Below are 4,571 nucleotides of genomic sequence, written 5' to 3' on the forward strand. Positions count from 1 at the left end.
GTAGAGCCGAGCCATGCTCGGCTGCGATTTGTGTCCGCCAAAAGCAGCCGAGCATGGCTCGGCTCTACCGGACTCCGCGCTCAGCTGCGCACGTAATGTACGAAGCGGAACGCGTACGCGTGGCGTTCGTCAGCCGGGTGCGGCTCGCTGCTCGCTTCCTGCCAGTCCTGCGCGTCCACCTCGGGGAAGTGGGTGTCGGCCGGCACTTCGGCATCGACCCAGGTCAGGTACAGATCGCTGGCCTGGTCCAGCAGCTGATGGAAGATCTCGCCACCGCCGATGATGCACAGTTCGCTGGCGCCCTCGCCTTGTGCAATCGCTTTCGCCTCGTCCAGCGAGGCCACCGCACGCATGCCCTCGAACGGCACCTGGCCGCTGCGGGTCAGCACCAGGTTGGTCCGCCCCGGCAGCACCCGTCCGATCGATTCGGCGGTCTTGCGCCCCATCAGGATCGGCTTGCCCAGGGTCAACGCCTTGAAGTGCTTGAAATCATCCGGCAGGTGCCAGGGCATGGCATTGCCCTGGCCGATGCCGCGATTGCGATCCAGCGCCACCACCATCGACAGCTTTATCGTACTCACACCGCCACCGGCGCCTTGATCGCCGGATGCGGATCGTAGCCGTCGATGCGGATGTCATCGAACTGGAAGCCGAACAGATCGGTCACTCCCGGGTTCAACCACAGCGTCGGCAGCGCGCGCGGTTCACGCGACAACTGCTCGCGCGCCTGCTCGAAGTGGTTCGAATACAGGTGCGCATCGCCCAGCGTATGCACGAAATCGCCCACGCCCAGGCCGGTGGCCTGCGCCACCATGTGGGTCAGCAGTGCGTAGCTGGCGATGTTGAACGGCACGCCGAGGAAGATGTCGCCACTGCGCTGGTACAGCTGGCAGCTGAGCTTGCCGTCCACCACATAGAACTGGAACAGGTTGTGGCACGGCATCAGCGCCATCTGCGAGAGCTCGCCCACGTTCCAGGCGCTGACCACCAGCCGCCGCGAATCCGGGTTGCGCTTGATCTCGTCCACCAGCCACTGCATCTGGTCGATGCTGCCGCCGTCGGCCGTGGCCCAGCTGCGCCACTGCTTGCCGTACACCGGGCCGAGGTCGCCGTTGTCGTCGGCCCACTCGTCCCAGATACGCACCTGGTTGTCCTTGAGGTAACCGATGTTGGTATCGCCCTTCAGGAACCACAGCAGCTCGTGGATGATCGAGCGCAGGTGCAGCTTCTTGGTGGTGACCAGCGGAAAGCCGTCGCTGAGGTTGAAGCGCATCTGCCAGCCGAACACGCTGCGGGTACCGGTGCCGGTGCGGTCGCTCTTCTCCGCGCCGTGTTCGAGCACGTGCGAGAGCAGGTCCAGGTAGGCCTTCATGCCTTGCCCTCCGCCACCACCAGCGGCTGCGGCTGCAGCACCGGCGCGCGGCGCGACATCACCAGCAGCACCAGGCCGAAGGCGATCAGCGGCACGCACAGGATCTGGCCCTTGGTCAGCCAGCCGAAGGCCACATAGACGCCGTTGTCGGGCATGCGCACGAACTCCACGGCGAAGCGGAAGATGCCGTACAGCAGCGCGAACAGGCCGCCGATGAGATAGCGATGGCGCGGCTTGGCCGACACCGTCCACAGCACCACGAACATCACCAGCCCTTCCAGCAGCGCTTCATACAGCTGCGAGGGGTGGCGGGCGAACGGGTTGAGCGCACCGCTGGCGAACTGCGACTGCAGGGTGGCGTGGTCGAGCTGGTTCAGCGGTGCCGGCAGGCCGGACGGGAACACCACGCCCCAGCTGCCGTCGGTGTACTTGCCCCACAGCTCGGCGCCGATGAAGTTGCCGATGCGGCCAAAGCCCAGGCCCAGCGGCACCAGCGGCGCCATGAAATCCATGGTGTCGAAGAAGTGCAGCGCGTGCTTGCGCGACCACCACCAGCAGGCGGCGATCACACCCAGCAGGCCACCGTGGAAGCTCATGCCGCCGTCCCACACCTTGAACAGCAGCAGCGGGTTGTGCAGGAAATCACCCAGCGCATAGAACAGCATGTAGCCGATGCGCCCGCCCAGCACCACGCCGAGCATGGCGTAGAACAGCAGGTCGGAGAAGCCGTTGGCATCGACCCCCGGCAGGCGCCCGTCGGCGATGCGCTTGCGCCCCAGCAGCCAGGCGGCAGTGAAGCCGAGCAGGTACATGATGCCGTACCAGTGCACCTTGATCGGTCCCAACGAAAGGGCGATGGGGTCGATGTCGTGGAAATAGATCATGAAGGGCGCCTTGCAGGGATGCCGATATTCTAGCGCCGCCCGGGAGCGGCCTCGCGGCGGCCCCGGTCACGCGATTGCCGGGCTTCAGCCCAGGATCTGCGGCGTGTCCGGCAGGCCGTCCTGATCGGACCGCGCCGAGGCCGGAAAGTGCCCTTCCAGCAGGGTGGAAACCTCATCGATGGCATCCCGCAGCGCCGCCACCGGCTGGGAGCCGCGCAGGCCCTCGCGCAGGTGGGTGCAGACCCGCTGCCATTGCTCGGGCGCGACCCGCCCCTGCAGGCCGCGGTCGGCGACGATCTCGATGGCATGGTCGGCCAGCAGCAGGTAGATCAGCACGCCGTTGTTGTGCGCGGTATCCCAGGTGCGCAGGCGGGCGAACGCATGCTCGGCCGCCTGCCGCGGGGTGACCTTGTGCCACAGCGCGTGCAGCGGCAGATCGGCCTCGACGGCGAACATCACCTGGCCGCCATGGCGCCGCTCGCCCGCGGCGATCGCCTCGGTGATCGCCTGCAGCGTGGCCGGCGGAAACGCTCGGCGTACCGATGGCGAAAACAGATGCCTGCACAGACGTTGGATCATCACCAGCCCCCCGACGCACCGCCACCGCCGGAACGGCCACCGCCGCCACCCCAGCCGCCGCCACCGCCAAATCCACCACCGCCGCCGAAGCCGCCACCGCCCCAACTGCCTCCACCCCAGCCGCCACCGCCGGCGAAGCGCCCCGGATGGCCGGACAGCATCGCCACCACCAGGCCGACCACGCCGGCCAGGCCACTGGCCAGCAGCGTGGAGGTGAACAGGAAGGCCGCAACGGCCGCACCGGCGCCGCCGAGCAGGCCGCGCAGCGGACGCGGTACGCGGGAGAACACGCCACGCAGGATGCTGCCGGCGAACACGCCGATGAACAACGCCAGGAACCACGTATCTCCGCCGCCGTCGGGCGCGCGTCCCTGCTGGCTGCTGACCGGCGCCGGCAGCGGCTCGCCGTCGATGATCTTCACCAGCATCGCCGTGGCGTCGGTGATGCCACCGGCATAGTCATTGGCGCGGAAGCGTGGCACCAGGTACTCCTGGATCACCCGGTTGGCGATCGCATCGGGAATCGCGCCCTCCAGGCCATAGCCCGGTTCGATGCGCACCCTCCGATCGTCCTTGGCCACCACCAGCAGCACGCCGTCATCCACGCCCTTGCGGCCGATCTGCCACTGGTCGAACACGCGGGTGGTGTACTGGGCGATGTCTTCCGGCTGCGTGGTCGGCACCACCAGCACCTGCATCTGGCTGCCCTTGCGTTGCTGCAGGTCCAACGCCTGCTGCACCAGCGCCTGCTTCTGCGCGGCATCCAGGGTGCCGGTGGTATCGACCACCGGCGAATCCAGCGCCGGGATCGGCGCCAGCGTCTGCGCCTGCACGGCCAACGGCAGCCACAGCAACAGGGCCAGCAGCGTGGTGGCCAGGCGCATCGGTCAGTGGCCCGGGGCCGGGGCGGGCTGCTGCTGCGGCGCGTTGCCGAAATCAACCGCCGGCGCGTTGGAGATCTGCGCTTCGTTTTCCACGGTGAAGTTCGGCTTGGGCTGGTAGCCGAAGATCTTGGCGGTGATCAGCTGCGGGAACGAGCGGATGTAGGTGTTGTAGTCCTGCACCTGCTGGATGTAGCGGCCACGGGCGACGGTGATGCGGTTCTCGGTGCCTTCCAGCTGCGCCTGCAGATCGCGGAAGTTCTGGTCGGACTTCAGCACCGGGTAGTTCTCGGTGACCACCAGCAGGCGCGACAGCGCGCTGCCCAGTTCGCCCTGGGCCTGCTGGAACTGCTTGAGCGAAGCTTCATCGTCGGCGTTGACGTTGATCTGGCCAACGCGCGAGCGGGCATTGGTGACTTCGGTCAGCACGCGCTCTTCCTGGCTGGCGAAACCCTTCACGGTCTGCACCAGGTTCGGTACCAGGTCGGCACGGCGCTTGTACTGGTTGAGCACTTCGGACCAGCTGGCCTTGACCGCTTCGTCCTTCTGCTGGATGGCGTTGTAGCCGCAGCCGGACAGCAGGGAGGCCAGCAGCAACAGGGGAATGAGGCGGGTCAGCAGGCGCATGGCCAAGGCTCCGGGTGGACTGAGCGCCGAGCATGCCATGGTCGGTGTTAACGGACGTGTGGAGAGTGTCGGCCATCGTCGGCCATCGGGCGCCGCCCCCTCCGCGGTGGATCGTGGCTGGCTATCGGGTGGTGGCCGGGAGGGTGGGTTGGCTGGGGGCCGCTGCAAGTACGTCCATGTAAGCTCGGTCGCCGCATCCATGCGGCTCACGCCCCCAGCCAACCCACC

General features: G+C 67.4%; 6 protein-coding genes. All 6 read right to left on the reverse strand.

Annotation, left to right across the window (positions count from 1 at the left end):
- Positions 1-80: 80 nt before the first annotated feature.
- Positions 81-572: a dihydrofolate reductase gene (locus ACFX4F_RS13080; protein ID WP_380655936.1), complete on the reverse strand. Its 492-nt coding sequence runs from the start codon at positions 570-572 to the stop codon at positions 81-83.
- Positions 573-577: 5 nt separating this feature from the next.
- Entirely contained in the window at positions 578-1,372 is a 795-nt protein-coding gene (locus tag ACFX4F_RS13085) for a thymidylate synthase (RefSeq protein WP_380655925.1), read from the reverse strand.
- On the reverse strand, positions 1,369-2,256 hold the full coding sequence (gene lgt, locus ACFX4F_RS13090; RefSeq protein WP_380655928.1) for a prolipoprotein diacylglyceryl transferase: 888 nt from the start codon (positions 2,254-2,256) through the stop codon (positions 1,369-1,371). Before lgt ends, ACFX4F_RS13085 begins: the two co-directional genes overlap by 4 nt.
- A gap of 84 nt (positions 2,257-2,340) precedes the next feature.
- A complete protein-coding gene (locus ACFX4F_RS13095; protein ID WP_099820257.1) occupies positions 2,341-2,835 on the reverse strand; it encodes a TPM domain-containing protein in 495 nt (164 codons plus the stop codon).
- Entirely contained in the window at positions 2,835-3,719 is an 885-nt protein-coding gene (locus tag ACFX4F_RS13100; RefSeq protein WP_380655932.1) for a TPM domain-containing protein, read from the reverse strand. Before ACFX4F_RS13100 ends, ACFX4F_RS13095 begins: the two co-directional genes overlap by 1 nt.
- Before the next feature lie 3 nt (positions 3,720-3,722).
- Positions 3,723-4,343, reverse strand: coding sequence for a LemA family protein (locus ACFX4F_RS13105; protein ID WP_025877902.1), 621 nt, complete (start codon positions 4,341-4,343; stop codon positions 3,723-3,725).
- Between the last annotated feature and the right edge of the window lie 228 nt (positions 4,344-4,571).

It is taken from the genome of Stenotrophomonas sp. YIM B13575 (assembly GCF_042787595.1).
GTDB lineage: Bacteria > Pseudomonadota > Gammaproteobacteria > Xanthomonadales > Xanthomonadaceae > Stenotrophomonas > Stenotrophomonas lactitubi_B.